Raw genomic sequence first — 24432 nt, 5'->3', positions numbered from 1 at the left:
CGCCTTCGGCGAATACCGAGGGTGAGGTGCACGATGGATAACGCTAAGCCATGGCTGCTGGAGATTCGACTGTTCAAAGTGAAGCCGGGCAGCCGAGAGGAATTCGATCGCATAAGCCGCGAGGGCACCATTCCGTTGATGCGGCGGCTGGGTATCACGGTCCTCGCGCACGGCCCGTCCCTGAACAACGAAAACGGCTATTTCCTGCTGCGCGCCTTTCCTTCCGAGCAGGAACGGGTCGAGCGGTCCCAGTCGGTCTACGCCACGGACGAATGGCTGGCGGAGTATGACGGCCCGGTCACCGCGATGATCGAGGACTACGACACCTCGGTCTTCGCGGCGGATCCGGCCGAACTCGGCCGCCTCATCCGATAGGGCGGGCCGCCCCGTTCAGCATGAGCGCCTCGGCGAGGCAGACCCGGGCGAACTCGCCGAGGTGCAGGCTCTCGTTCGGGCCGTGCGCCCGGGTATGCGGGTCCTCGACGCCGGTCACCACGATTTCGGCGTCCGGGAACTCCGCCTGGAACGTCGAAACGGCCGGGATCGAGCCGCCGAGTCCGATCTCCACCGGCGAGACCCCGTCCCACGCGGCGCGGATCGCGGACCGGGCCGTTTCGTAGTGCGGCCCGGTGGTGTCGATGACGCACGGTGCGCCACCACCGTCCAGATCGACCGAGATCGCGGCACCCCAAGGACAGTAGGCATCGAGGTGGTCGCGGAGCGCGGCGAAGGCCTTGACCGGATCGTCGCCGGGAGCGAGCCGGGCGCTGATCTTCGCCCGCGCCACCGGAACCAGCGCATTGCCCGACTCGAGAACCGACGGCGCGTCGATACCGAGGACCGACAGCGACGGCTTGGTCCACAACCGGTCCGCTATCGAACCGGTGCCGGTGAACCGGACGCCGTCGACCATCCCCGCCTCGGCGCGCACCCGATCGGCCGAAAGTTCCAGTGTGGACTCGCGGCCGGCCTCGAGCCCTTCCACCGCGACGTCGCCGGCTTCGTCGTGCAGCGTCGCCAGCAACCGGACGAGCGCGGTCAACGCGTCCGGGACGGCTCCCCCGAAAATTCCACTGTGGACGGCGGCGTGCAGGGTGCGCACCTCGGCCACGCAGTTGACGATTCCGCGCAACGAGGTGGTCAGCGCGGGAACGCCGATGTCCCAGTTGGCCGAATCGGTGATCACGATGAGGTCGGAGCGCAGCTTGTCGTGGTGCAGCCGGAGCAGGTCGGCAAGCGAAGCCGAGCCGTATTCCTCCTCGCCTTCGACGAACACCACCACCCCGACCGGCAGGGCGTCGCCGAGTGCCCGCAGCGCCACGACATGCGCCATCAACCCGGCCTTGTCGTCCGCCGCGCCGCGTCCGTAGAGCCGGCCGTCGCGCTCCACCGGCTCGAACGGGTCGCTGTCCCACAACGCTTCGTCCCCCGGCGGCTGGACGTCATGGTGCGCGTAGAGCAGCACGGTCGGCGCGCCGGGCGGCGCGGGCCTGCGGCCGATGACGGCCGGGTGGCCACCGGCACGGACGATCTCGGTGTCCAGCCCGCAGCCGCGCACCAGGGCCGCCACCGCCTCCGCGGAACGGTCCACCTCCGTGTGGTCGAATTCGGGAAAGGCGATACCGGGAATGCGGACCAGATTTTCCAGATCGGCTAGCGCACGGGACATTTCCCGTTCGACGGCCGTCCTCAATTCGGTTTCCCTCAGGTCCTTGGTCGTCATGAACCGGATCGTACGGCGCGGCCGACGGAAAAGGAGCCGGTCAACCGCACGCGAAATCGAACGCCGCGGCGCTACGCTCGGACCATGCTGCTCGGAATCGACCACATCGGACTCGTGACCGAAGAACCCTCGGCACTCGGTCCCGCGATGACCGCGCTCGGGATGTCCGAACTGGACAGTGGAATCGCCGCCGAATATCGCGTGGCGTGCGAGTTCTGGCAACCGGCGGGACGAGACGGCCAACCCTTGATCGAACTGGTCTCCCCGGCAGGCCCCGGCTCGGCGCTCGACGGCCACCTCACCCGCTTCGGGCCCGGACTGCACCACATCGCCATCGAGGTGGACGACCTCGAGCCGGAGCTGAACCGGTTGCGCGAAGCCGGGTTCACGATGGTCGACCGCGAGCCCTGCGCCGGTGCCCGGCCGGGGATGCTGGTCGCCTTCACGTACCTGGCCAGGCCCGCCGGACTACTGCTGGAGCTGGTCCAGTACTCGCAGGCTCGGCACCTTCCCGCCGGAAGTCCGTGAGGGCCTCCTTCCCTACCCTGAAAGTAGGGAAGGAGGCCCTCACGGACTTCACTGTCCGTCGCAACGAGCGCCTCCACCGCCGTTGCGAAAGCCACTTTCGCAACGTTCAAGGTTGCGAAAGTGGCTTTCGCGACATCCCTCCCCCCGCCGGCCCGTGGGCTCGCCTCGCGCCACGTCCGTGAAGGCCTCCTTGAGGGACTCAGGGTCCCTCAAGGAGGCCTTCACGGACTGGCGAGACCCGGTCAGCGCACCAAGGCGGCCGCCGCCACCCGGCTCGCCGCGACCACGATCTTGGCCGCGCCGCCCGAGCCGCCGGTGAAGGTGAACACCCCCGGCCCTGCCTCGCGTAGTTCGAGGCCCGGCGGGTCGTGGTAGCAGTCGGACGACGCGGTGGTCCGATGTGGACAGTGGGCGGCCCGTGGGTGGCCCAGCAGGCGGCGGGCCTCGTCCGCGACCCGCTCGGCGAGCGCGGTGTCCGGTCGCGGGCAGGAGGGGTCGACGTCCCACCGGTCGCTCGGCAGCCCGAGCAGGAACCCCGCGTCGCCCGCCGGACGGCCCCACATGCCGGTGTCCTCCCAGACGAACGCGCCCAGGGGGGTGGGCCGCCCCTCGTACACGGTGTACTGGATCTGTTTGACGCGCATCCCGCCGGTGGGCAGCCCGCTCGCCGCCAGCAAGGCGGGCGTCCACGGGCCGGCGGCGAGCACGACCGCGTCGTATCCCGCGGTCGTGCCGTCGGCCAGCCGCAGGGCCGGGCCCGGACCCACGGTGGTCACCGGGAGCCGCCGGACGGTCACGCCGCGATCGGTGAGCCAGCCCAGCACGGCGGCCCGCAACCCGGCGGGCGACAGGTAGCCCGCGTGCCGTTCGACGACCGCGGTCACTCCGGTGGGCAGGCCGCGGAACGGATATCGGCCTGCCAGCTCGGGGCCGGTGAGCAAGGTCGCCGAGCCGGGCAGTGCCTCTTCGAGCACCCGGAGCGGTTCGGTCACCTCTGCGCCGGCGGACAGCAGGTACACCGCTCCGACCTCCTGGTAGTCCGACGCCGTCCGCAACGCGGGGTCTCCGCGCAGTTCCGCGAGACTGCGCGCGGCCAGCAGGCACTCCGGCGCGGTCCGCTCGAAACCGCGGACGAGACCGCCGGACGCGCTGGTCGCGTCGCCGTCGGCCGATCGGGTGGTGTACAGGTCGACCGCGATCCGCGGCACCGACCGCAGTAGCCGCCAGGCGAGCATCGTGCCCGCGACGCCGCCCCCGGCGATTCCCACGCGCACGGCGACTCAATCGGTGGCGTCGGACCGGGCGGCCACCGCCCGGCGCAGGTCGTCGGTGAAGTCCGCGACCCGTCTGCGAAGCGGGAGCTCGACGTCGGTACGGGCCAGCAGCTCGTCGGCCAGCCGTAGGGTCTCCGGTGAGGCGGCGTAACGCGGGTAAAGGAACCGCACCAGCACGTCCAGCACGAGGTCACCGCGCAGCCTGGCGGCCGCGGGCATCTCGGCGAAGAACCGCGGGACATACTCCGCCGTCAGCTCTGTCTGCTCCGGTTGCCAGAATCCCTCGGCCAGGGCCCAAAGGCCGTAGCTCGAAACCTCGGTGTCGCCGATGATCGCCTCCCAAGCCGCGCTCTTTGCCGCCGGATCGGGTCTGGCCGCACGGCACTTCGCCGCGAACTGCTCGCCCCGGGTGCTGGGATCCGCCCGGTGTGCCGCGGCGATCTCGTCCTCGGAAAGCCCGCCGAGCACGGCGAGCCGGTACCGGGTCCGCCAGGCCAGATCCGCGTCGAGCACGAGCCCGGCGCGCAGCCGGGTGCCGTCCAGCCAGCCACGAAGCTCGCCGATGTCGGCGCTGAACTCGATGAACCCCCGGCACAGGCACAGCCAGATCTCGTCGGACGGCGCGACCTCGGCCAAGCGGTCGCGAATCGCGCCGGCGATGGCGGCGAGCGCGGATGGCCGCAGCGCCGGGTCGAGAAAGCGGTCGGCGACGTCGACGCGGGCCTGTTCGAGCACCTCGACGACGATGGACGGTTCCGGCTCCACGGCGAGCATCCCGGTCACCAGGCCCAGGTGGTCTGCGGCCGGGTAGGCGCCGTCCTGCACCGCCAGGAGCAGCGCGCACCACACCATCGCGCGATTGACCGGGGACAACCGGGGAAGGAACTCGGGCAGTGCTGCGCGGGAGCGGTCGTCGAAGCGGATCTTCGCGTAGGTCAGGTCGCCATCGTTGAGGAGGACGAATTTCGGTGCTGGACGGCCGACCAGCTGCGGAAGCTCGGTCCGTGGGCCGTCTATCGCGACCCGCACCGTCGTGGACTCGTCGCCGTAACAGCCCACATCCAGTGTGTGCGGCCGCGGCACCGGGTGGCCCGCCGGAACGTCCTGGCGCACGGCGGCCGCCGTGATCACCCCGTCGGTCACCGTGATCTCCGGGGTCACCGTGCTGACATCGCAGGTGGAGAACCACAGCCGGGCCCATTCGGTCAGATCGGTTCCGGTGGCCTCGCTCAACGCGGCGAGGAAGTCGGAGAACGTCGCGGTGCCGTACGCGTGGCGGGTGAAGTAGACGCGCAGGCCCTCGCGCAGGGCCGGGGTGCCGACGCGGGCGGCCAGCTGCCGCAGCACCGAAGAGCCCTTGAAATAGGAGATCCGGTCCAGTTCGAGCAACACCGTCCGGACGTCCGGCCCGGCAAGGCTCACCGGATGGGTCGACGGCCGCTGGTCGGCGACGTAGGCCTGGGCCTTGCGCCGCACGGCGAACGTGGTCAACGGCCCGGAGAACCTCGTCACGTCGCTGGTGACCCGGTGGGCCATGTAGTCGGCGAAGGCCTGACCGAGCCAGAGGTCGTCCCACCAGGTGTTGGTGACCAGTCCGGCCAGCCACATCAGGGACAGTCCGTGTGCGATGACCACGGCCCTGGTCTCCCGTTCGCTCGCCGGCACGGCGGAGCCGAACAGGTACAGCTCGCGCAGCAGCACACAACCGGGGTGGTCGAGCGAGAGCACGCTGAACTCCGGGACGAAGACCTGGTCGAACTTGCCGAACGGATAGGGCACACCGAACATCCGCCCGTACTCGTCGAGGCATTGCCCGGTGATTTCGAAGACCTCGTCGATGTCGTCCTTCAGCCCGTCGGCCAACGAGGCCCGGCAGTGCAGGCCCAGCGGCACTCCGTCGTGCTCGGCGTGGAAGGACTCGTACGGACCGGCCGCCAGCGTGGTGAGGTAGGTCGCCAGGGGCGCGGTCTCGGCGAGTCGCCAGCGCCCCGCGCCGAGCCTGGTCGCCGGCGCGTTGCCGAGCACCTGCCAGTCGTCGTCGGGAACGGTGACGGTGAAGGTGAACGGCGCCTTGAGATCCGGCTGGTCGAAGCAGGCGAAGATCCGGGGCGCGTTGTCGATGAACACGAAGGCGTACAGGTAGACCCGGCCGTCCGCGGGATCGGTGTACCGATGCAGCCCTTCGCACTCCCGTGAGTAGGCCATGTCGGCGACCACGACGATCTCGTTCTCACCGGCGAGACCGGTGAGCGTGAGCCGCCCGTCCTCGAGCGCGGCGACGTCCAGTTCACGTCCGTTGAGGGTCGCCGAGCGCAGCGCCCGGGGCCGCACGTCGAGGAATGTGCCGTCAGCTTCGGAACGCGCGTCGAAAACGATTCTCGTGGTCGATCGGAATATCTCGTCCCCCAGTGTCAGATCGAGATCGACCCGATACGAACGTACTCGCAGCAATGCGCCGCGCCCCTGCGCTTCGGCCTGCGTGAGACTGGGCATTTCCACGACCCTCCAAATAGCTGTATCGCCGCCGCCGAACAGCTCAGGCGGCCGCCGGGCAGACAATCTTCCGAGCCGCCGAATAGCGCATTCGACGCTCAACCGCGTCCGGTGAAGCAGTTGAACGGGCGGCGCGGACCGCCCGATGGTTCCGTCGGCGGCCCCTTGGCGCGCTGGAACTCACTTGAACACCTAGTTCGTGGTCGATCGACGACCTACCCTCTGACCAGGAGACGGGGAGGGCACCAGTGATGACGCAGTTCATGAGTTGAACGACGCCTGGTTCAATGGGGACATTTTAATGGGGGACGCGGTCGGCGACGGTTTTGCATCCTCGTGCTGCCGCGCAAATCGTAATTCAGGTCTGAGGCGACGACGCCCGAAAACAGCGAAGAGTCGATAGCCGGTAATCGGGGCGGGGCGCCAGGACTCATTCAGGGTAAGTCGCAGGTTTGCCATCCACAACCCGACGGGGGTGCCCATTGACCGGGCAAGCTGACCACGGCTCCAGCCAGGGGCATTCGGCTGATTCGAAGGAACTGGCCGAACCGTCGACCGGGTATCCGAAGGCGGACCAGGTCACCTGCGCCGTTCCGCTGGCCGCGTTGCGACCGGCGGACTCGCCGCGGTTGATCGGCGAGGACGCCGAGCACATCCGGGTGCTGGCCGAACCGGATCGCGCGCTGCCGCCGATCCTGGTCCACCGCTCGACGATGCGGATCATCGACGGGATGCACCGGCTCGGCGCGGCCCGCCTGCGCGGCCAGCACACCATCGACGTGGTCTTTTTCGACGGCAGTGAGGAAGACGCGTTCGTACTGGCGGTCAAGGCCAACGTCGCGCACGGCCTGCCGTTGTCCTACGCGGACCGAGAGGCCGCGGTCGCCCGCATCGTCATCTCCCACCCCGACTGGTCCGATCGCGCCATCGCCGCGGCCGCCGGACTCGGGCCTCGCACCGTCGCCACGGTTCGTGGCCGGATCGACGGGCTTCCGCAAGGAACGGCACGGCTCGGCCGCGACGGCAAGGTCCGCCCGCTGGACAGCACCGACGGACGGCGTGTCGCGAGCAGGCTGATCGCGGCCTTTCCGGACGCGTCACTGCGCTCGATCGCACGCGCGGCGGGCATCGCCCCGGCCACCGTTCGCGACGTGCGCGAGCGGATCCAGCGCGGCGAGGACCCGGTGCCACCGCGCCGGCCACGCACCGTCCGGGACGACCGCACCGAACGCCGCGAGACCAGCCAGCCCGCTCACGATCACACCGAACGTCTCTCGACGACGGAGCGCAACGCGGTCCTTCGGAACCTCGAGCGCGATCCGTCCCTGCGCTTCGCCCAGACCGGCACCCGGACGCTGCGCTGGCTCGTCCACCGGGTGATCGCCGAGGAGGAGTGGCGTGAACTGGTCGACACGGTCCCGCCGCACAGCGTCTACGTCCTCGCCGCACTGGCTCGCCGGTGCGCCAACGAGTGGATCGAGTTCGCGCACCAACTGGAACAGCGAGTCGGCTCACAGAAGTCGTAGCCCGCTCGTGAATACGACAACGTGTTCAACCGAGCATCGGAACTCAGTTGAACGACGAACGGTTGTCGAAGGGCGAAGTGTGCGGCAGTATTCCCACGCATCACGCCATGGGGGCCGAGAACTGTTCTCGAATTCGATCAGACCGGACCGCGGCGACTGACCGCATCGCCGAAAGCGGCCGTCGCCCGATCGATTCGAATTCAGCCGCCATCGACATCAGTTCATGATTGATGCGGAAAGACTGTCGCCGACCGGATTCGGCAAGAGGAGAAGAAATGGCAGCACCGCTCGCCGAATTCGGTATCGCCGGCTTCGGTTACGCCTTCGGCGAAGACCAGGACGTCGAACACGTCGCCGGTACTTATGTCGCGGACCCGGAGCGTATCGTCCGCTGGGGTTATCGGACCTTCCATCGTGCCGCGGACGGGGTGACCTCGACCGCGCTGGCGGCGGAGGCGTCCCGTGCCGCGCTGGCCAGGGTCGCGATGGACCCGGCGGACGTCGATCTGGTGGTGCTGGCCAATTCCGAACTGGCGGAGTACCCGTATTGGGACTCCTCCGCCGCGCTCGCCAGGGAGCTGAAGATCCGGGAGCGGCAGACGATGCTGCTGACCGAAGGCTGCGCCTGCGGGGTGACCGGACTCGGTGCCGTCGCCGGGCAGCTGGCGCTGCAGCCGGAGATCGACACGGTGCTGTTCACCGCCGTCAATCGGGTCAGCGAGTTCCATCGCAACCGGATGAACGTCAACAACGCCGTGCACAGCGACGGCGCGGTCGCCGTGGTGCTGCGCCGAGGCCACGACCGCGCCACCTGGCTGGCCACCGAACAGTTCACGGATTCCGACTTCTGCGATTGGTTCCGCACCGATATCGGTGGCAGCGTCACGCCGATACCACCACCCGGCTGGTCGAGTGCGACAGCGCCGAGCGGGACCGAACGCGTGCAGGCCCATTTCCGGAAAGACCCCCGGCAGCTCCAGAAATTCGGCGAACAGCTCAACGCGCGCGTCGTCGAAGTGGTCGAGCGGGCCTGCCGCCGGGCAGCTGTACGGCGCGAAGATCTCGCCCGGTTCATCTACATCAATGACCCGGACGGTATCGCCGACGTCGCGGGTTCGATCGATTTCCCGCTGGCCAGGACGAACCACGAGCTGGCGAGCGACCACGGCCATATGGGCGCGGCGGACCAGTTGGTCGCGCTCGGGACGTACCTCGACCGCGGCGAACTGAATGCGGGGGATCTCGTCGCGCTGGCCGGAATCTCCATCGGTATGCGCTGGTATTGCACGATTTTCCGAGTCTAGGCAGGGGTCGATGAAGGATTTCACGGAATTGCTCGGCAGCCTGCGCGCCGCGACGGCCACCCACTCGACGCCGTCGCCGGGCGTGCGACAGCGGCTCGGGGAGGTCCAGGATCCGGCGACGGTCCGCCGGGCGGGCCGCATCCTCGCCGATCTCCCGCCCGCCGGGCCGGACCTGCGACCGGTCCGGGTGGCCGTGCTGGCCACCTGCACGATCGGCCCGTTCGAGCATCTGCTGCGCGCCGCACTGGTCACCACTGGTACCCGGCCCACCCTTCTCCTCGGTGATTACGGCACGTTCGAGCTGTCACTGGCCGCCGGCGAGATCGACGGCTCCCCCGACGTCGTCACCTGTCTGCTGGACGAGCGGTACTTCGTGCCTCGTGACTGGAGCGCCGTCGACACGGCGGGCCTGACCGAACACCTGACGGCCCGGTTCGACGAGCTGCGAGGACTGCTCCTCGCCTGCCTGCGGCGCACACCGGGCGCGTTCGTGCTGCACACCGTGCCGATGCCCGCCGAACTGCGTGATTCGGTGATCAGCTGGCGGGTACGGGCCGCGATCGGCCGGGCCTGGCACCGGCTCAACGCGGACCTTCTCGGCCTGGCGGAGGACGACGGGCGGATCACGGTGGTGGACCTGGCCGGTGAGCTCGCCGACCTCGCCGTCGCGGCCAGGGACGAGCGACTGCACCGGTACGCGGACCTGCCGTACACCGACGGCGCGCTGCTCGCGCTGGCGCGGCAGGTCGCCAGGGTGGTCGCGGCCAGGTCGGGCCTGTCGCGCAAGGTACTCGCGGTCGATCTGGACAACACGCTGTGGGGTGGTGTGCTCGGCGAAGCGGGCGAGGCCGGGCTGCAACTCGGCGGGTTGTATCCGGGGAACTGCTACCAGGAACTTCAGCGGGCCGTGCGCCGGCTGCGCGAGCAGGGGGTCGTCCTCGTACTGGCCAGCAAGAACGACGCCGGCGCGGTCGACGAGGTGCTGACCGGTCATCCGGAAATGCTGCTGCGCCCTCAAGACTTCGCGGTCCGCGCGGTGAACTGGACGGCGAAGGCGGAAAACCTGCGGCAAGCCGCCGAGACGCTCAACCTGGCCGGGAACGCCTTCGTCTTCATGGACGACTCCCCGTTCGAACGCGGGCACGTGGCCGCCGAACTGCCCGAAGTAGCGCTGGTGGCGGCCGACGGCGACCCGGCCCACCTGGTCCGGGCGCTGCTGCGGCCCGGCTGGTTCGACGTGCCGGAACTCACCGGCACCGACCTGAAGCGTCCGGCGCTGTACCGCTCGCGCGCGCTGCGCACCGGCTTCTCCACCGGGTTCGCTTCCTCGGAGGACTACCTGCACGCGTTGCGGACACGGGTGATCGCGCATCCGGTCACCACCTTCGAGGTGGGCCGGGTCGCCCAGCTTTCCGCCCGTACCAACCAGTTCAACCTGACCGGGCAACGGTTCGACGAAGGCGCCACGACCGCGATGTGCGCCGATCCGGACCGGCTCGTCGCCTCGTTCGCGGTCTCGGACCGGTTCGGCGACGAGGGGATCGTCGGCGCCGCGTGGATCGAATGCCGAGGACGGGTCTGGCGGGTGCTGAACCTGGTGCTGAGCTGCCGGGTGTTCGGCCGGGGCATCGAGTTCGCGATCACGGACTGGATCGTGCGGCGGGCCCGCGACGCCGGCGCCACCGCACTGACCGGCCGCTACGTGCCGACCGGACGCAACAAGGTGGCGGACGGCTTCTGGGAGAAGGCCGGTTTCACCCCGTCCGGCGAGGACGGCCTGTACACCGTGGTGCCCGCCACCGCGCCGAGTTGCCTGCCCACCTGGATCGCCTACCCGGAGACGAGTGATGACCGACATGGATGACACGGCGTCCGTCGTGCTGAACACGCTGAGCGAAGTGCTGAACAAACCGGATGGCGACCTGCGGGCCCGCCCCGTGCTCGCCACCCACGGCTGGGACAGCCTCTCGTCGCTGGAAGTCCTTTCCCAGCTGGAAAGCAGGCTGTCGGTAACGCTCGATCTGCGCAGCTACCACGCCGCGCACACGGTGACGGCCCTGATCGACCTCGTCGCGGTCGCCGCGACGACCAACGCGGGCGCCGGTCGGCGCGAATAGCCGGGGAGGATTTGCGGTGCGATTTCAAGAAGTAGAGTTGCTGGCGATCGGAGCGGGCCCGTCGGGCCTCGCGCTCGCCGTCGCCGTCGAGGAGCTCGCGAAGTCCGAGCTCGCCAAGGAAACGCTCATCGTCGAACAGCAGGACGACGTGGTCTGGCAGCGCGGCATGTTGATCCCGTGGACGCAGAGCCAGGTCTCCTTCCTCAAGGATCTGGTGACCCAGCGCAACCCGCGGAGCCCCTTCAGTTTCGTCAACTACCTGCACTCCGTCGGCCGACTGGACCAGTTCATCAACCTCGGCAGCTTCACGCCGTACCGGATGGAGATCTCCGGCTATCTCGGCTGGGTCGCGAGATCCCTGCCGAACGTGCGGATCGACTACGGACGGCGTTGCGTTTCGGTCCGGCCGTTCGGTATCGCGGACGGGACCGGCGAGTGGCTGGTCCAGATGGCCGACGGCAGTGCCGTCGTGTGCCGTCACCTGGTGGTCGCGGCCGGGCGGGACCCGTACATCCCGGAGACCTTCGCGGCCATCCCGCGCGAGCTGATGATCCACAGCACCGAGTTCGCGGCCCGGATCGGCGAGATCGACCCCGAGCAGACACGCCGGATCGTGGTCGTCGGCGGGGCGCAGAGCGCGGCCGAGATGCTCTGGACGGCACACCAGACGTTCCCCGGGACGCAGTGCACGATGGTGATGCGCTCGATCGGCCTCAACGCCTACGAGACGAGCAAGTTCACGAACGAGTTGTTCTACCCGTCCTTTGTGGACGAGTTCCACTCGGCGCGGCCGGAGGCCAGGGCACAGCTTCTGCGCGAAATGCACCGGACCAACTACGCCGGTCTCACGACCGACATGCTCGACACCCTGTACCGGCAGATGTACATCGAACGGCTCACCGGGACCGAACGCATCGAGATGATCCCGATGGTCGACGTGGCCGAGGCCGAGATGGACGGCCGCGAGATCGTGCTCACCCTCGTGGACCGCAAATCCGGCCATCGCTCCACGCAACGCTGTGACGTGGTGCTGCTCGGTACCGGTTTCACCAAGCGGATGCCGCGGATCGTCAACGACATGGCCTCCGCCGTCGGGATCGACGAGATCACCGTCAACCGCAGCTACCGGATGGGCCTGCCGCCGTCATTCAGCGGGACCTGCCACCTGCAGGGGGTGAACGAGGCCACCCACGGTATCGCCGACTCCCTGCTTAGCGTGCTGGCCGCGCGGGCGGCGGAGATCGTCACCGACCTGCTCGCCGAGCGCCGGACGCCGCGCTTGCCCGCCGTCACCGAAGCCGCCGCCCGCCCGCTCGCCGCCACCCAAGGAGTGCAGTGACCATGATGGAGATCCGAAGGCTCGATCCCGCGAACCTCAAGCCGGACAACGGGCTCGCCGCCACCCGGCTGCTGCCGTGGCCGGAGCTGAACGCACCGTTCGAGGGCTCCTGGTGTGTGGTGGAGCCGGGCGCGGAGTCCGGCGCGCACAGCCACCACGAGTACGAGATCTGGGTGGCCATGACCGGGGCCGCGGAGATCGTCTGCGACGGACGCCGGGTGCCGTTCGCCGCGGGCGACATCGTGCACTTCCCGCCGGGGTCGCGTCACCAGGTGGTGAACACCGGCACCGAAGAGTTCCGGATGTACGCGGTCTGGTGGGACAGGGACATGGCGGGGCGGTTCACCACCCGCGACGAGGCCGGCGTGTAGATGTCCACGACCATCGTGGTCGCCGCGACCCCGACGCCCAACGGCGACCTGCACATCGGACATCTGGCCGGGCCCTACCTGGCGGGCGACGTGTACGCCCGGTACCTGCGGGCCACCGGCGCCTCGGTGATCTACACGACCTGCACCGACGACAGCCAGAGCTACGTGGTGTCCACCGCGCGACGGTCGGGCACCACCCCGCGGGCGCTGTGCGCCGGCTCCACCGCGGCGATCGGGCGTTCGCTTTCCGCGATGGGCATCTCGATGGCCGGTCTCCCGCCGATCGACGAGGTGTACCGGCGCACGGTGCTCGAATTCGTCACCGCCCTGTACGAGGCGGGCCGGTTCCGGAAACGTACGGTGCGGCTGCCGTTCGCGACGCGGTCCGGCACGTACCTGTTCGACGGGTTGGTCACCGGCACCTGCCCGGTCTGCCTGGCCGTCAGCAGCGGCGGGGTCTGCGAGGCCTGCGGGCATCCGAACAACTACGACGAGCTGCTCGACCCACACTCCACAATGGACCCGGATGATCCGGTGTCCTACCGGGACAAGGAGATCCTGGTGCTGCCGATGGAGGAGTACCGGGAGCGCCTCACCGACTACTACGCCGCGCAGTCGGGACGGTGGCGTCCACACGCGGCACAGCTGATCGGCGAGCTGCTGGCCGGGCCGCTGCCGGAGATTCCCGTGACGATCCCGGCCGGATGGGGCGTTCCCGCGCCGTTCCCGGAGACACCCGGCCAGATGCTGTACCCGTGGATCGAGGCGATGCCCGCGGTCATGTACAGCACCTGGTGGTCGGCGGGCGACACCACGGTGCCGGTGGACGAGCACTGGCGCGCCGGACACGACGCCGACGTCGTCTACTTCCACGGTTACGACAACGTCTACCACTGGGGCCTGATGGATCTCGTGTTCCTGCTGGCCCACGGCGACCGGTACGTCACACCGTCGGCCAACGTCTGCAACGAGTTCTACAACCTGGCCGGGGAGAAGTTCTCCACCAGCCGCGGCCATCTGATCCGGACGGCCGAGCTGCTCGCCGAGGTCCCGCGCGACCTGGTCCGGTTCCATCTGGCGCAGACCGCACCAGAGCAGGCGCGCACCGACTTCAGCCGGGAAGGGTTGCGCGACACCGGGTACCGGCGGCTCGGCGCGCCGTGGAACGCGCTGGCGGAGGCGATGTCGTCGGCGCTGCACGGGCTCTCCGGCCCGCTGCCGGTGTCCCCCAACGGACGGCGCCGCGCCGCGGCCATGCTGGCGCGTTTCCGCGGCTGTTACGAGTTGCCCGGCTACAGCATGAACCGGGCCGCCGAGACGGTGCTCACCCAGCTTGACCGGCTGGGCGGCCTCGCCGGCGGTTCGGCGATCACCCCGGGTGATCTGGTGCTCGAGACGCGCACGTTGCTCGCGGGCGCCGCCCCGATCCTGATCGACGCGGCCGAGGCGGCGGGCAAGGACGGGGTCGACCTGTCCCTCGCCGCCGAACCACCCGCTTCCGTACCCGTGTTCCGACTCCCCCGGCTGCCCGAGGAGGCGAGCCATGAAGCTGCTGACCATCGAGACCCGTCAGTACCTGACCTACTACCACTCCCGCTATCGGCAGGTGCAGGCGTTCGGCGTCGACCTGTACGTGATGAACGGTGAGGGGACGGCCGACTTCTGGCCGTCCGACCACTACCGGCTGGTCGGCTCGAAGAAGATCGACGAGATGATCGCCTGCGCCGAGGAATGGCACGCCACCGAGCATTTCGATGGGGTGATCACCTTTTCCGAGGCGGCGGTGATCGCGGTCGCCGCGGTGGCCGAAGCGCTCGGCCTGCCGGGCATCGGCGTCGACGGTGCTCGCAACAGCCGCAACAAACTGCTGATGCGCCAGGCGTACGAACGGGCGGGGGTGCCGATTCCCGCCTTCCGGTTCGTCACCGAACTGGACGACGCGCTCGCGGCGGCCGCCGAATTCGGCTACCCGGTCATCCTCAAACCCACCCTGGGCGCCGGCAGTCACCTGGTGTACCGAGTGGACGGTCCGGAGGAGCTGACCCGTGACTTCACCACGGCCAGCGAAGGACTTCGGAACATGTTCTGGATCAACGCCGAGGCCGACGACGTCGACCTCGGTCCGATCGGGCTGCTCGTCGAGTCCTTCCTGGATGGACCGGAGTACCTGATGGAGGCGCTCGCCTGGGACGACGAGCTCTACCTCGGTTCGGTGGTCGACCGGATCACCGCGGAGGGCCGGAGTTTCGACGACGACGTGCACCACGCGCCGACCTCCCTGCCCGCCGAAGAACTGGCCCGGGTGCACCACGTGGTCAAGGCGGCAGCCCGCGCGCAAGGACTTCAGCGCAGCGCGATGCACGCCGAAGTGCGTTACCACGACGGCAAACCGCATCTGCTGGAGATCGCGGCCAGGGTCGGCGGCGGCGGGCTGGACACCATCGCCCGGCTGACCGCGGACCACGATCCGATCCGTGCCGTGGTGGACGTCGCCCGGGGGGTCAAGCCGCCCGTCCGCCACTACTGGCCGACCGGGACACACATCACGGCGATGTGCCTGATCTGCGACGGCGGCGTGGTCGAGCGCATCGAGGTGCCGCCAGAGGTGAGCGAATCGGACCGGGTCTTCCTGCTGCAGATCACCGCCCGCCCCGGTGACGTCATCCTCAGGCCGCCCGACGGCAACACCATCTTCGGCTTCCTCGGCACCACCGGGACGTCCAAAGAGGACGCTTACGAGCTGATGACCGAACTGGCGGGCAAGATCACCGTCACCTTGGAGCGTGACCGATGAGAGTGGCCAGTCGCCGGCGGTTCCTGATGTGCCCGCCCGACCATTTCGAGGTCAGCTACTCCATCAACCCGTGGATGGAGCCGGACAAGCCGACCGACACGCCACTGGCGATCATGCAGTGGGACCGGCTGCGCGCCCGGCTGGTCGCGCTCGGCCATCAGGTCGAGGTGGTGCCGCCGCGGCCCGGCCTGCCCGACATGGTGTTCGCCGCGAACGCGGCCACCGTGCTCGGCGGTCAGGTGCTGGCCGCCCGGTACCGGCATCCGCAACGGTTCGGCGAGGCGCCTGCCTATCAGGCATGGTTCGCCGAGCACGGTTACCCGGTCCGGCGCGCCCGGTTCGTCAACGAGGGCGAAGGCGACATGCTGCCCACTGGCACCCGGATCCTGGCAGGCACGGGTTTTCGCACCGACGAGCGCGCGCACGCCGAGGCCGCCGACCATTTCGGCGTGCCGGTGGTCACCTTGCGGCTGGTCGACCCGTACTTCTACCACCTGGACACGGCATTGGCGGTACTCGACCACGAAGAGATCATGTACTACCCCGGCGCGTTCTCGCCGGACAGCCAAGCACTGCTTCGCGAGCTGTACCCGACCGCCATCCGGGCGGACCGGGCCGAAGCCGAGGTTTTCGGTCTCAACGCCGTCTCGGACGGCAAGCATGTGCTGCTCCCCCAAGCGGCCGTCCACCTCGCCGAAAGCCTGCGGGCGGCGGGCTTCGAGCCGATCAGCGTCGACCTGTCCGAACTTCTGAAGGCCGGTGGCGCGGCGAAATGCTGCGCGCTGGAGCTCCGTGAGTCGTGAGTGGCGTGCCGGACTTGGCGGAGAAAGCCGGGCTCGCCGAGGAGGGCCCCGACTATCCATAAAGGACACCTTTCGCGACGACTACGCCCGATTTGGGCAATGTGCGCGGTTTAGCGAGGGGGTCGTGAGTGATAAAGAGCGTTAGAACGCTACTTGCCACTCACGACCACCTGCACCGATCCCCCACCTTCAACCCTCCCTCCACAAAGGAGCGCCATGATCAACTACGAAGGCCGGCGGTTCCGTCCGGTCGCCGTCGACGACACCGGCGACGACACCGGTGGTGACCGGGTCGCGGTCTACCGGCAGAACGGCGACCTGATCTGGGGTGAGTTCACCGGCGGCAGGGCCCGGCGCGGCTCGCTGACCGGAACCTGTGGCCCCGACGGCAAACTCGACTTCGCGTACTGCATGGTCCTGGAGAGCGGCGAGGTGATCTCCGGTCACTGCACCAGCGTCCCGCGGATCCTCGACGACGGCCGGATCCAGCTCGACGAGGTGTGGCAGCGCTACGGCCCGCACCAGTCCGTCGGGGTCTCCCGCCTCCAAGAGATCCGGTGATGGCGATGACCCGGACCACCGCGAAACCCGCGACTCGAAGTGAGAAGCCGCGCCGCGGCGGCACGGTCACCTGGGCGTGCGCGCCGGGCTTCCCGCCAGCGGTGATCTTCCCGTTCACCCCGGCGGAACGCATGGGCATGCGCAACGTCCTGGAGTTCCAGGCCCTGATGTACCGCACCCTGTACTTCTTCGGCAGCGACGGCACACCCGAGGTCGACTACGCCACGAGCATCGGCGAGCCACCCGTGTGGAGCGAGGACGGGCTCACCGTCACGGTCAAGATCAAGCCGTGGAAATGGTCCAACGGCGAGACCTTGTGCGCCGACAACGTGTTGTTCTGGGTGAACCTGCTCAAGGTCAAGGGCGACCGGTACGGCGAGTACACCCCCGGCTACTTCCCCGACAACTGCACCGACTACGGCAAGTTGTCCGAGGACACCTGCTACTTCACCTTCGACAAGGCCTACTCCCGGCGCTGGGTGCTGATGAACCAGCTCAGCCTGATCATTCCGCTGCCGAAGGCTTGGGACCGCACCGCGGAGGGCCCGGCCAACGCCTCCGGCGATCTCGCCGACGTCGAGGCGGTCTACGACTACCTGATGGCCGAACAGGGCGACATCATCGACGAGAGCAACGAACACCGCACCCGCTGGGCCGAAAGTCCTGTGTGGAGTGTCGTGAGCGGAGCGTGGCGGCTGAAGAGCTACACCCTGGACGGTGTGGTGACGTTCGTGCCCAACGAGCATTACTCGGGCCCGAACAAGCCGCGTCTCGACGAGTTCCGGCAGATCCCGTTCTCCTCCGACGAGGAGGAGTACCGCCGGCTGGAGAACGGTCCGGACGGCGAGGACGCGGTCCAGGTGGGCTACCTGCCGCTCAGCTTCGCCACCGGCCACACCGACGATCCGGCCAAGGGCGGGGTGAACCCGCTGGCCGGGCGCTACACGATGGTGCCGCAGGTGGCGTACTGCATCCGGTACACCAGTCTGAACTTCAACAATCCCACCGTGGTCGGCAAGATGTTCGCCCAGACCTACATCCGGCAGGCACTGCAGTGCACCCTCGACCAGGACTCCGCGGTCCGGGACATCTACCAGGGCTACGCCTACCGGCAGAACGGCCCGATGCCCATGCTCCCGGCCACCGATCTGGTGTCGCCGCCGCAGCGCGGCGGGGCGTGGCCACTGCCGTTCGATCCCGAGCGGGCCAGGGAACTGCTGTCCGAACACGGCTGGGACACCAGCGTCACCCCGGCGGTGTGCGTCGATCCGGAGCGGGCGGGCGACGGGATCCCGCGCGGCACCAAGCTGAGCTTCCTGCTGCGTTACGTCGAAGGGCGGCCGGCGCTGACCAGGCTGATGACGCAATACCGGCACGACGCCGCCGCGGCGGGGATCGAACTGCGGCTGCAGGAGGTCTACGGTTCGATACTGGTCGCCGAGGACGCGCCGTGTTACCCGACCGACGAAACCCCTTGCCGGTGGGAGATGTGCTGCTGGAACGGTGGCTGGGTCTATCACCACCCGACCGGCGAGGTCCTGTTCAGGACGGACGCGGGCGGCAACTTCGGCCACTACCACGACCCGATGGCCGACGAGCTGATCGAGCGCACCGTCACCACCGACGACCCGGAAGTCCTGTACGAGTACCAGGACTACATCGCCGAACAGGTGCCGGTCGTCTTCAACCCCAACTTCCCGATCCGGTTGTTCGAGGTCGCCGGCAACCTGCGCGGCTTCGAGCCGATCAACCCGTTCGGCATGATCAGCCCGGAGAACTGGTACTACGTCGATGCCTAGCCCCGTCGCCCCCATCGGCGCGCACTCCATGCTGCTGTTCCTGCTCCAACTGGGACTGCTGCTCGGACTCGCGCTCGTTCTCGGACGGCTCGCGCTCCGCCTCAAGATGCCGGCGGTGGTCGGTGAACTGACCGCCGGTGTCCTCATCGGACCGTCGGTGCTGAGCCATCTGGCACCCGGCCTCTCGGCTTGGTTGCTGCCGCGCGAGGCCGCGCAGCTCAACCTGCTCGACGCCGTGGGGCAGCTCGGCGTACTGCTGCTTGTCGGGATCACCGGTCTGCACATGGACTTGAAACTGGTGCGCCGCAGGGGCAAACCCGCGGCCTGGACCAGCGCGGGCGGCCTGCTGGTGCCGTTGGGCCTCGGTATCGGGCTCGGCTTCGCGCTCCCGGATTCGCTGGTCCCGGCGGGGATCGACCGCGCGGTGTTCGCGTTGTTCATGGGTGTCGCGATGGGCGTGAGCGCGATCCCGGTGATCGCGAAAACCCTGCTGGAGATGCGGCTGCTGCACCGCGACATCGGCCAGTTGATCGTGAGCGCCGCGGCCGTGGACGACATCATCGGCTGGTTGTTGCTTTCGGTGGTGTCCGCGCTGGCCGTCACCGGACTGGTCGCCGGCCAGGTGGCACTGTCGGTCGGCGGGCTGCTGGTGGTACTGGTGCTCACGGTCGTCGTCGGACGTCCGCTGGTCAACGCGTCGTTGCGGCCGGCGGCCCGTTCCTCCGAGCCGGGTCCCGGCATCGCCACGGTCGTGGTCCTTCTCCTGTTGGCCGCCGCGGGCACCCACGCGCTGGGCATGGAACCGGTACTGGGCACGCTGCTGTGCGGAATTCTCATCGGCTCGTCCCGGCACTTCGATCTCGCGCGGCTGGCGCCGTTGCGCACGATCGTGCTGGCGGTGCTCGCCCCGATCTACTTCGCCACCGCCGGGCTGCGGATGGACCTCACCGCGCTGCGCGATCCCGCGGTGCTCGGCTCGGCCGTGCTGGTGCTGGTCGTCGCGGTCGCCGGCAAGTTCACCGGCGCCTATCTCGGTGCCAGGGTGGGAAGGCTGAGCCACTGGGAGGGGCTGGCGCTCGGCAGTGGTCTCAACGCGCGCGGCGTGATCCAGGTGATCGTCGCGATCGTCGGGCTGCGGCTCGGCGTACTGAGCACCGCCACCTACACGATCATCGTGCTGGTGGCGATCGTGACGTCGCTGATGGCGCCGCCGACACTGCGCTACGCGGTGCGGCGTATCGCCGTCACGGACGAGGAACGCGTACGGGAGAAGAGGTTCCATGTCCAGTGAAACGCGACCAAGACTGCTGCTGATCGCGACCGGCTGGCAGGTGTTCCGGGAATACCTGTTGCGGTCGATCAGCACCAGATACCGGGTCCACCTGTTCCACACCGCCGAACCACACTGGGAACGGGAGTACGTCACCGGCTGGTCCGTGCTGCCCAGCACCATCGACGGTCCCGCGATGGCCCGCGAGGCCCTCCGGCTGCACGAGGCCGAGCCGATCGACGGCGTGCTCTGCTGGGACGAAGGGCGTATCCACGCCACCGCCCACGTCGCGGAGGCGCTCGGGCTGCGATGCGGCGACCCGGCGATGATCTGGCGGCTGCGGGACAAGGCGCAGACCCGCGCCGCGCTGGCCAAGGCCGGCGTGCCACAGCCCCGCTCGGTCAAGGTCCGCACCCTCGCGCAGGCACTGGCCGCGGCGGAGCAGGTGGGATACCCGGCCATCCTCAAACCCCGTGGACTCGGCGCCAGTCTCGGTGTCGTCCGGGTCGACGATCCCGAGCGGCTGCGCGAGATGTTCGCCTTCACCCGCGACACCAAGGCACCCGACCCGGTCGTCTACGCCAGTGATCACCCGGTCCTGGTCGAGCAGTGCGTGACCGGCGAGGAGATCAGCGTCGACTCGGTCGTCCAGGACGGGAAGGTGACACCGCTCTTCCTGGCCCGCAAGGTGGTCGGCTTCCCGCCCTACGCCGAAGAGGTCGGCCATTACGTGGACGCGGACGATCCGCTGCTCGCCGATTCCACGTTCACCGCGCTCCTGCAGGACGCCCACACCGCGCTGGGCTTCCGGGACGGGTGGACGCACACCGAGTACATGCTGACCGGGACCGGCCCGAAACTCATCGAGGTCAACGGCAGGCTCGGCGGCGACCTGATCCCCTGTCTCGGCAAGCTGGCGACCGGAATCGACCCCGGAGCCCTCGCCGCCGCGGCGGCCTGCGGTCACGACCTCGACGTGCACCCCACCCGGCGGCGGGTGGCGGGTATCCGCTTCTGCTACGTCGACCGGGACGACACCACCATCGCCTCGATCCACTTCGACCCGGCGACACTTCCGTCCACAGTGGACCACGCGGTCACCATCGCCGAGCCCGGCGCCGTGGTTTCCCCGCCGCCCAAAGGCACCGTCTGGGGCCGCGTCGCCTACGTCACCGCGGTCGCCGACTCGATCGGCGAATGCGCCCGGACGCTGGACGCCGCCCAGGCGTCACTGCGCATCACCACGATCCATGCTGATTCGGAATCGGGTGTTTGACCCTCGGCAGCCAGGCTAACCGTGCCCGCATGAGACTCCCCGCGTCCTCGCTGTTGCTCGGATTGGGCTTCGGTGGCTTCATCGACGGCATCGTCGCTCACCAGATCCTCGGGTGGCATCACATGCTGTCGAGCTGGTACCCGCCCGACACTCCGGAAGACCTCCACCTGAACATGGTCGGCGACGGCCTGTTCCACTTGTTGTGCTTGATCTTCGTCGTCATCGGCGTCGTCCTGCTCAACCGGGGGAATCGGTTGCCCGGCCCCGTCCTCTGGGGCGGCGCGCTCGCGGGCTGGGGAGTGTTCAACCTGGTGGAAGGCACGGTCGACCACCTGATCCTCGGCGTCCACCATGTCCGCCCGGGTGCCCACCAGACGGCCTACGACCTCGGCTTCCTGGTGCTGGGCGCCGTGCTCGTCGCGATCGGCACCCTGATGGCACGGAAACGCGAGTCGCTGAGCGGCGCCTAAGCCGAACGTTCGCGGCGATAGTGACGGGCGGCTTTCGCCCGGTTGCCGCAGGTTTCCATGGAGCACCACCGCCTGGTGCCGTTACGGGTCGTGTCGTCGAAGTACAGCGTGCACACCGGATACGCCGAACACCGCTTGATCCGTTCCGGGCGCCCGCGCAGCAGAGTCAAGTAGCCGTAGGCCGCGAGCCACGCCGGACGCCAGGACGGCTCCTCGACCTCGATCACCTCTTCGGGGCCGCCCTCTCTCAGTTCCGGCCGCAAGCGCCCTCGCTCCAGCACCGCGTTCAGCGCGCGTTCGGCGGGATCGCCGGGCCGCTCGAGTAGCTCACGCAGGACGGAACGCGTGTGACGTAACGGTTCCTTCGCGCCCGGCTGGTCCGGAAAACCCCACTCGGCCAGCCAGGCACCGATCCCTCCGGGTTCGTCGAAGACGTCCTGCTGGACACCACGATCGGGCCACGTGGTGTTCAGCAGGTCCAGAGCGATGGGCTCGCCGGACAGGGGACGTTGCAGCACACCGGCATCCTACCCTTCGTCGATCGCTTGACAGGTTAGGTTCCCGCATGCTTGCCTCTAACCGTTCTCAAGAAGATAGACGGTTAGATCCAGCCCTGAGGAGTTTCTCCATGTCCGAAGCCACCCGTCCGGCCAGATCCGGAGAGGTGTTCCACCGCACCGCGACCATCGACGGCCGCAGCGTGTTCTACCGGGAAGCCGGCGACCCCACGGCGCCGACCGTGGTGTTGCTGCACGGTTTTCCCACGTCGTCGCACATGTTCCGCGAGCTGATCCCCGCGCTGGCCGACCGCTACCACGTCATCGCCCCCGACCACATCGGGTTCGGTCACTCCGACGCCCCGGCCGTCGACCGGTTCGACTATTCGTTCGAGAACCTGACCGCGATCACGATCGGGCTCCTCGACGCACTCGCCTTGGACCGCTTCGCCCTCTACATCCAGGACTACGGGGCCCCCATCGGGCTCCGCATCGCGAGCCGGCACCCGGAGCGGGTCAGTGCGCTGCTGGTGCAATCCGGGAACGCCTACGTCGACGGCTTCACCCCGTTTTGGGATGTTCTGTTTGCGCACGCCAAGGACCGCGAAACCCACGAAGCAGCCGTACGCGAACTCCTGGAGCCCGCGGCGACTCGTTGGCAGTACACCCACGGCGTCCCAGCCGACCGGCTGGACCGGCTCACCCCGGACACCTGGACCCTCGACCAGGCTCTGCTCGACCGCCCCGGCAACAAGGAGGTGCAACTTCAGCTGTTCTGGGACTACCAGTTCAATCTCGACGTCTACCCGGCCGTTCAGCAGTACTTCCGAGAGCACCGCCCGCCGACGCTCATCACCTGGGGCGAGCACGACGAGATCTTCGGTGCCGACGGTGCCCGCGCTTTCCTCCGCGACCTGCCCGACGCCGAGTTGCACCTTCTCGACGCCGGACACTTCGCCCTGGAGACGCACGGCCCGGAAATCGCCGAGCTCATCCGGGACTTCCTCGGCCGCACCTTGCGCTGACCTCGATCAGCCCAGCTTGAGCCAGCCCAGCCCCAGCGCGATGACGAAACCGGTCGCCAGCACGACGAGTACGCCGATGAGCACCAGCCAGGCGATGGGCATCGCCTTGGACGGCATCGGCTGCGGATGCGAGAGCCCGGACGTCTGACCCGAGTCGGGCGGTGTGTCGCCCGGCGACACACCGCCTCCCGGTTCGAGGTCGGGGGTCTTCTCGGGTTCCGGGTCGGGCGGTAAGGCGGTCATACCGTCCGGGTACCCGGACACGGGCGACGAAACCCCCGGCTCGCCGATCAGCCGAGCTGGGGAACGTCGTTCGGGAAGCCGATGGGCAGCTGGTACATCCCGCGGGCGGTACGGCCGCCGGCGAGCCAGCCGTGGAAGTGGATATGGCCGTCGACGACGTCGGCCCCGCCCGGTGCGTCGACCTTGCCGCCGAGCAGGTCGGTCGAGAGGAACTGCGCGTCGGCCTTCACGAACGGCCCGCTCAGCGACGGCGCCGAGGCGTATCCGGTGTGATAGCCGGAGCTCTGGAACGTGTCCGCGGAGTAGAACAGCAAGTACCGGCTCGGTGTTTTCACCACCGACGGCGCCTCGACCACCCCCTTTTCGGAGGTGAGGTCGGCGCGGAGGAGTTCGACGCGCGGGCCGGTCAGGGTCCGTCCGTCGGCGAGCAGTTTCTGCGACCAGATCGCGGCCGGGGGCCCGACCGCCGCGCCGTCGCTTTTGTAGAGCAGGTATCGCGAGCCGTCGGAGTCCACAAAGGTCTGCGGGTCGATGTCGCCGCCGTCGCCGGGAACGCAGATCAGTGGACCGTCCCCGACAGGCGTGTACGGTCCTTCGACCTTCGACGCGGTCGCGACACCGATGCACATCTCCCCTCCGGGAGCCACCGCCGCCGAAAAGTAGAGCAGGAACGTGCCGTCGGAAAGCCGGGTCACGTCGGGGGCCCAGAACCCGCCGTCCGGTTTGGCCCACTTGGGCACGGCCGCGAGAGCGTCGCCTGCCACTCGCCAAGGACCTTCCGGCGCCGGTGCCCGCGCGTAGGGCACTTTCACCGAGCCCGTGCTCGTGGAGAAGGCGAAGTAGCCGGCGTCGGTCTTGACGATGTCGGGGTCCGGGAAATCCTGGCCGATGAGCAGCTGCGGCGTGCCGATGGCGAAGGCCGGAGGCGGGGCGGTGAGCGTCATGACCATGACCACGGCCAAGGTCGCGATGCGGTGCCTGAACTTCATAACCGATTTTGTCGACGCGAGGACGCGACC

23 protein-coding genes are annotated in these 24432 nt (G+C 68.8%); 17 read left to right on the top strand and 6 right to left on the bottom strand.

Annotation, left to right across the window (positions count from 1 at the left end; genetic code table 11):
* Window positions 1-138: 138 nt before the first annotated feature.
* On the top strand, window positions 139-375 hold the full coding sequence (locus tag ACIHAO_RS09885; RefSeq protein WP_396556354.1) for a hypothetical protein: 237 nt from the start codon (window positions 139-141) through the stop codon (window positions 373-375).
* On the opposite strand, the gene ACIHAO_RS09880 is transcribed toward ACIHAO_RS09885, so the two are convergent.
* Window positions 365-1723 (bottom strand): dipeptidase, encoded by a 1359-nt coding sequence (locus ACIHAO_RS09880; protein WP_396556352.1) that lies wholly within the window; start codon window positions 1721-1723, stop codon window positions 365-367. The two genes, ACIHAO_RS09885 and ACIHAO_RS09880, sit on opposite strands and share 11 nt — an antisense overlap.
* 84 nt (window positions 1724-1807) lie before the next feature.
* Here ACIHAO_RS09880 and ACIHAO_RS09875 point away from each other — a divergent pair, with 84 nt between their 5' ends.
* Window positions 1808-2251 carry a VOC family protein gene (locus ACIHAO_RS09875; protein ID WP_396556350.1) on the top strand — a complete coding sequence of 148 codons (444 nt, stop codon included), beginning with the start codon at window positions 1808-1810 and terminating at the stop codon, window positions 2249-2251.
* A gap of 242 nt (window positions 2252-2493) precedes the next feature.
* On the opposite strand, the gene ACIHAO_RS09870 is transcribed toward ACIHAO_RS09875, so the two are convergent.
* Both ACIHAO_RS09870 and pepN read right to left on the bottom strand, forming a co-directional pair.
* Window positions 2494-3525 carry an NAD(P)/FAD-dependent oxidoreductase gene (locus ACIHAO_RS09870; RefSeq protein WP_396556348.1) on the bottom strand — a complete coding sequence of 344 codons (1032 nt, stop codon included), beginning with the start codon at window positions 3523-3525 and terminating at the stop codon, window positions 2494-2496.
* 6 nt (window positions 3526-3531) lie between these two features.
* The gene (pepN, locus tag ACIHAO_RS09865) at window positions 3532-6018 is read right to left on the bottom strand and encodes an aminopeptidase N (RefSeq protein ID WP_396556346.1); all 2487 of its coding nucleotides are present in this window, start codon (window positions 6016-6018) and stop codon (window positions 3532-3534) included.
* A gap of 482 nt (window positions 6019-6500) precedes the next feature.
* On the opposite strand from pepN, the gene ACIHAO_RS09860 reads away from it, so the two are divergent.
* The 14 genes from ACIHAO_RS09860 (at window position 6501) to ACIHAO_RS09795 (ending at window position 21648) form a co-directional block, all read left to right on the top strand.
* Window positions 6501-7544, top strand: a complete 1044-nt coding sequence (locus ACIHAO_RS09860; protein ID WP_396556344.1) for a ParB/RepB/Spo0J family partition protein — start codon at window positions 6501-6503, stop codon at window positions 7542-7544.
* Window positions 7545-7819: 275 nt separating this feature from the next.
* Complete coding sequence (locus ACIHAO_RS09855; protein ID WP_396556342.1) at window positions 7820-8848, top strand: 3-oxoacyl-[acyl-carrier-protein] synthase III C-terminal domain-containing protein; 1029 nt, start codon at window positions 7820-7822, stop codon at window positions 8846-8848.
* Between the two features lie 10 nt (window positions 8849-8858).
* Window positions 8859-10712, top strand: coding sequence for an HAD-IIIC family phosphatase (locus ACIHAO_RS09850; RefSeq protein ID WP_396556340.1), 1854 nt, complete (start codon window positions 8859-8861; stop codon window positions 10710-10712).
* The gene (locus ACIHAO_RS09845) at window positions 10696-10965 is read left to right on the top strand and encodes an acyl carrier protein (protein ID WP_396556338.1); all 270 of its coding nucleotides are present in this window, start codon (window positions 10696-10698) and stop codon (window positions 10963-10965) included. The genes ACIHAO_RS09850 and ACIHAO_RS09845 overlap by 17 nt, the downstream gene beginning before the upstream one ends.
* Before the next feature lie 16 nt (window positions 10966-10981).
* A complete protein-coding gene (locus ACIHAO_RS09840) occupies window positions 10982-12304 on the top strand; it encodes a lysine N(6)-hydroxylase/L-ornithine N(5)-oxygenase family protein (RefSeq protein WP_396556336.1) in 1323 nt (440 codons plus the stop codon).
* A gap of 2 nt (window positions 12305-12306) precedes the next feature.
* Window positions 12307-12675, top strand: coding sequence for a cupin domain-containing protein (locus ACIHAO_RS09835; RefSeq protein ID WP_396556334.1), 369 nt, complete (start codon window positions 12307-12309; stop codon window positions 12673-12675).
* Window positions 12676-14322, top strand: coding sequence for a class I tRNA ligase family protein (locus ACIHAO_RS09830; RefSeq protein WP_396556332.1), 1647 nt, complete (start codon window positions 12676-12678; stop codon window positions 14320-14322).
* The gene (locus ACIHAO_RS09825) at window positions 14219-15469 is read left to right on the top strand and encodes an ATP-grasp domain-containing protein (RefSeq protein WP_396556330.1); all 1251 of its coding nucleotides are present in this window, start codon (window positions 14219-14221) and stop codon (window positions 15467-15469) included. Before ACIHAO_RS09830 ends, ACIHAO_RS09825 begins: the two co-directional genes overlap by 104 nt.
* Window positions 15466-16272, top strand: coding sequence for a dimethylargininase (ddaH, locus tag ACIHAO_RS09820; protein WP_396556328.1), 807 nt, complete (start codon window positions 15466-15468; stop codon window positions 16270-16272). The genes ACIHAO_RS09825 and ddaH overlap by 4 nt, the downstream gene beginning before the upstream one ends.
* 216 nt (window positions 16273-16488) lie before the next feature.
* The gene (locus ACIHAO_RS09815; RefSeq protein WP_125787272.1) at window positions 16489-16833 is read left to right on the top strand and encodes a hypothetical protein; all 345 of its coding nucleotides are present in this window, start codon (window positions 16489-16491) and stop codon (window positions 16831-16833) included.
* Window positions 16834-16838: 5 nt separating this feature from the next.
* A complete protein-coding gene (locus ACIHAO_RS09810; RefSeq protein ID WP_396556326.1) occupies window positions 16839-18632 on the top strand; it encodes an ABC transporter substrate-binding protein in 1794 nt (597 codons plus the stop codon).
* Window positions 18625-19923, top strand: coding sequence for a cation:proton antiporter (locus tag ACIHAO_RS09805; RefSeq protein ID WP_396556324.1), 1299 nt, complete (start codon window positions 18625-18627; stop codon window positions 19921-19923). The genes ACIHAO_RS09810 and ACIHAO_RS09805 overlap by 8 nt, the downstream gene beginning before the upstream one ends.
* Window positions 19913-21178: an ATP-grasp domain-containing protein gene (locus ACIHAO_RS09800; RefSeq protein ID WP_396556322.1), complete on the top strand. Its 1266-nt coding sequence runs from the start codon at window positions 19913-19915 to the stop codon at window positions 21176-21178. The genes ACIHAO_RS09805 and ACIHAO_RS09800 overlap by 11 nt, the downstream gene beginning before the upstream one ends.
* A gap of 29 nt (window positions 21179-21207) precedes the next feature.
* Window positions 21208-21648: a DUF2243 domain-containing protein gene (locus tag ACIHAO_RS09795; protein WP_396556320.1), complete on the top strand. Its 441-nt coding sequence runs from the start codon at window positions 21208-21210 to the stop codon at window positions 21646-21648.
* Here the strand turns inward: ACIHAO_RS09795 and ACIHAO_RS09790 are convergent.
* The gene (locus tag ACIHAO_RS09790; RefSeq protein ID WP_396556318.1) at window positions 21645-22166 is read right to left on the bottom strand and encodes a CGNR zinc finger domain-containing protein; all 522 of its coding nucleotides are present in this window, start codon (window positions 22164-22166) and stop codon (window positions 21645-21647) included. The genes ACIHAO_RS09795 and ACIHAO_RS09790 overlap by 4 nt on opposite strands.
* Before the next feature lie 110 nt (window positions 22167-22276).
* On the opposite strand from ACIHAO_RS09790, the gene ACIHAO_RS09785 reads away from it, so the two are divergent.
* Complete coding sequence (locus tag ACIHAO_RS09785) at window positions 22277-23170, top strand: alpha/beta fold hydrolase (protein ID WP_396556316.1); 894 nt, start codon at window positions 22277-22279, stop codon at window positions 23168-23170.
* A gap of 6 nt (window positions 23171-23176) precedes the next feature.
* Here the strand turns inward: ACIHAO_RS09785 and ACIHAO_RS09780 are convergent, their stop codons facing one another.
* Together ACIHAO_RS09780 and ACIHAO_RS09775 are read right to left on the bottom strand one after the other, a co-directional pair.
* Window positions 23177-23413: a DUF6480 family protein gene (locus tag ACIHAO_RS09780; RefSeq protein WP_396556314.1), complete on the bottom strand. Its 237-nt coding sequence runs from the start codon at window positions 23411-23413 to the stop codon at window positions 23177-23179.
* A gap of 47 nt (window positions 23414-23460) precedes the next feature.
* The gene (locus ACIHAO_RS09775) at window positions 23461-24402 is read right to left on the bottom strand and encodes a glycoside hydrolase family 43 protein (protein ID WP_396556312.1); all 942 of its coding nucleotides are present in this window, start codon (window positions 24400-24402) and stop codon (window positions 23461-23463) included.
* Between the last annotated feature and the right edge of the window lie 30 nt (window positions 24403-24432).

The organism is Amycolatopsis sp. NPDC052450 (assembly GCF_044547565.1).
GTDB lineage: Bacteria > Actinomycetota > Actinomycetes > Mycobacteriales > Pseudonocardiaceae > Amycolatopsis.
This window is presented reverse-complemented; position numbering and strand designations above follow the sequence as displayed.

Bases quoted from the DNA above. Each gene is read 5' to 3' on its own strand.
- ACIHAO_RS09885 (WP_396556354.1), top strand. From the start codon at position 139: ATGCGGCGGCTGGGTATCACGGTCCTCGCGCACGGCCCGTCCCTGAAC.
- ACIHAO_RS09880 (WP_396556352.1), bottom strand. From the start codon at position 1,723: ATGACGACCAAGGACCTGAGGGAAACCGAATTGAGGACGGCCGTCGAA.
- ACIHAO_RS09875 (WP_396556350.1), top strand. From the start codon at position 1,808: ATGCTGCTCGGAATCGACCACATCGGACTCGTGACCGAAGAACCCTCG.
- pepN (WP_396556346.1), bottom strand. From the start codon at position 6,018: ATGCCCAGTCTCACGCAGGCCGAAGCGCAGGGGCGCGGCGCATTGCTG.
- ACIHAO_RS09855 (WP_396556342.1), top strand. From the start codon at position 7,820: ATGGCAGCACCGCTCGCCGAATTCGGTATCGCCGGCTTCGGTTACGCC.
- ACIHAO_RS09850 (WP_396556340.1), top strand. From the start codon at position 8,859: ATGAAGGATTTCACGGAATTGCTCGGCAGCCTGCGCGCCGCGACGGCC.
- ACIHAO_RS09845 (WP_396556338.1), top strand. From the start codon at position 10,696: ATGACCGACATGGATGACACGGCGTCCGTCGTGCTGAACACGCTGAGC.
- ACIHAO_RS09835 (WP_396556334.1), top strand. From the start codon at position 12,307: ATGATGGAGATCCGAAGGCTCGATCCCGCGAACCTCAAGCCGGACAAC.
- ACIHAO_RS09830 (WP_396556332.1), top strand. From the start codon at position 12,676: ATGTCCACGACCATCGTGGTCGCCGCGACCCCGACGCCCAACGGCGAC.
- ACIHAO_RS09825 (WP_396556330.1), top strand. From the start codon at position 14,219: ATGAAGCTGCTGACCATCGAGACCCGTCAGTACCTGACCTACTACCAC.
- ddaH (WP_396556328.1), top strand. From the start codon at position 15,466: ATGAGAGTGGCCAGTCGCCGGCGGTTCCTGATGTGCCCGCCCGACCAT.
- ACIHAO_RS09815 (WP_125787272.1), top strand. From the start codon at position 16,489: ATGATCAACTACGAAGGCCGGCGGTTCCGTCCGGTCGCCGTCGACGAC.
- ACIHAO_RS09810 (WP_396556326.1), top strand. From the start codon at position 16,839: ATGACCCGGACCACCGCGAAACCCGCGACTCGAAGTGAGAAGCCGCGC.
- ACIHAO_RS09805 (WP_396556324.1), top strand. From the start codon at position 18,625: ATGCCTAGCCCCGTCGCCCCCATCGGCGCGCACTCCATGCTGCTGTTC.
- ACIHAO_RS09800 (WP_396556322.1), top strand. From the start codon at position 19,913: ATGTCCAGTGAAACGCGACCAAGACTGCTGCTGATCGCGACCGGCTGG.
- ACIHAO_RS09795 (WP_396556320.1), top strand. From the start codon at position 21,208: ATGAGACTCCCCGCGTCCTCGCTGTTGCTCGGATTGGGCTTCGGTGGC.
- ACIHAO_RS09785 (WP_396556316.1), top strand. From the start codon at position 22,277: ATGTCCGAAGCCACCCGTCCGGCCAGATCCGGAGAGGTGTTCCACCGC.
- ACIHAO_RS09780 (WP_396556314.1), bottom strand. From the start codon at position 23,413: ATGACCGCCTTACCGCCCGACCCGGAACCCGAGAAGACCCCCGACCTC.
- ACIHAO_RS09775 (WP_396556312.1), bottom strand. From the start codon at position 24,402: ATGAAGTTCAGGCACCGCATCGCGACCTTGGCCGTGGTCATGGTCATG.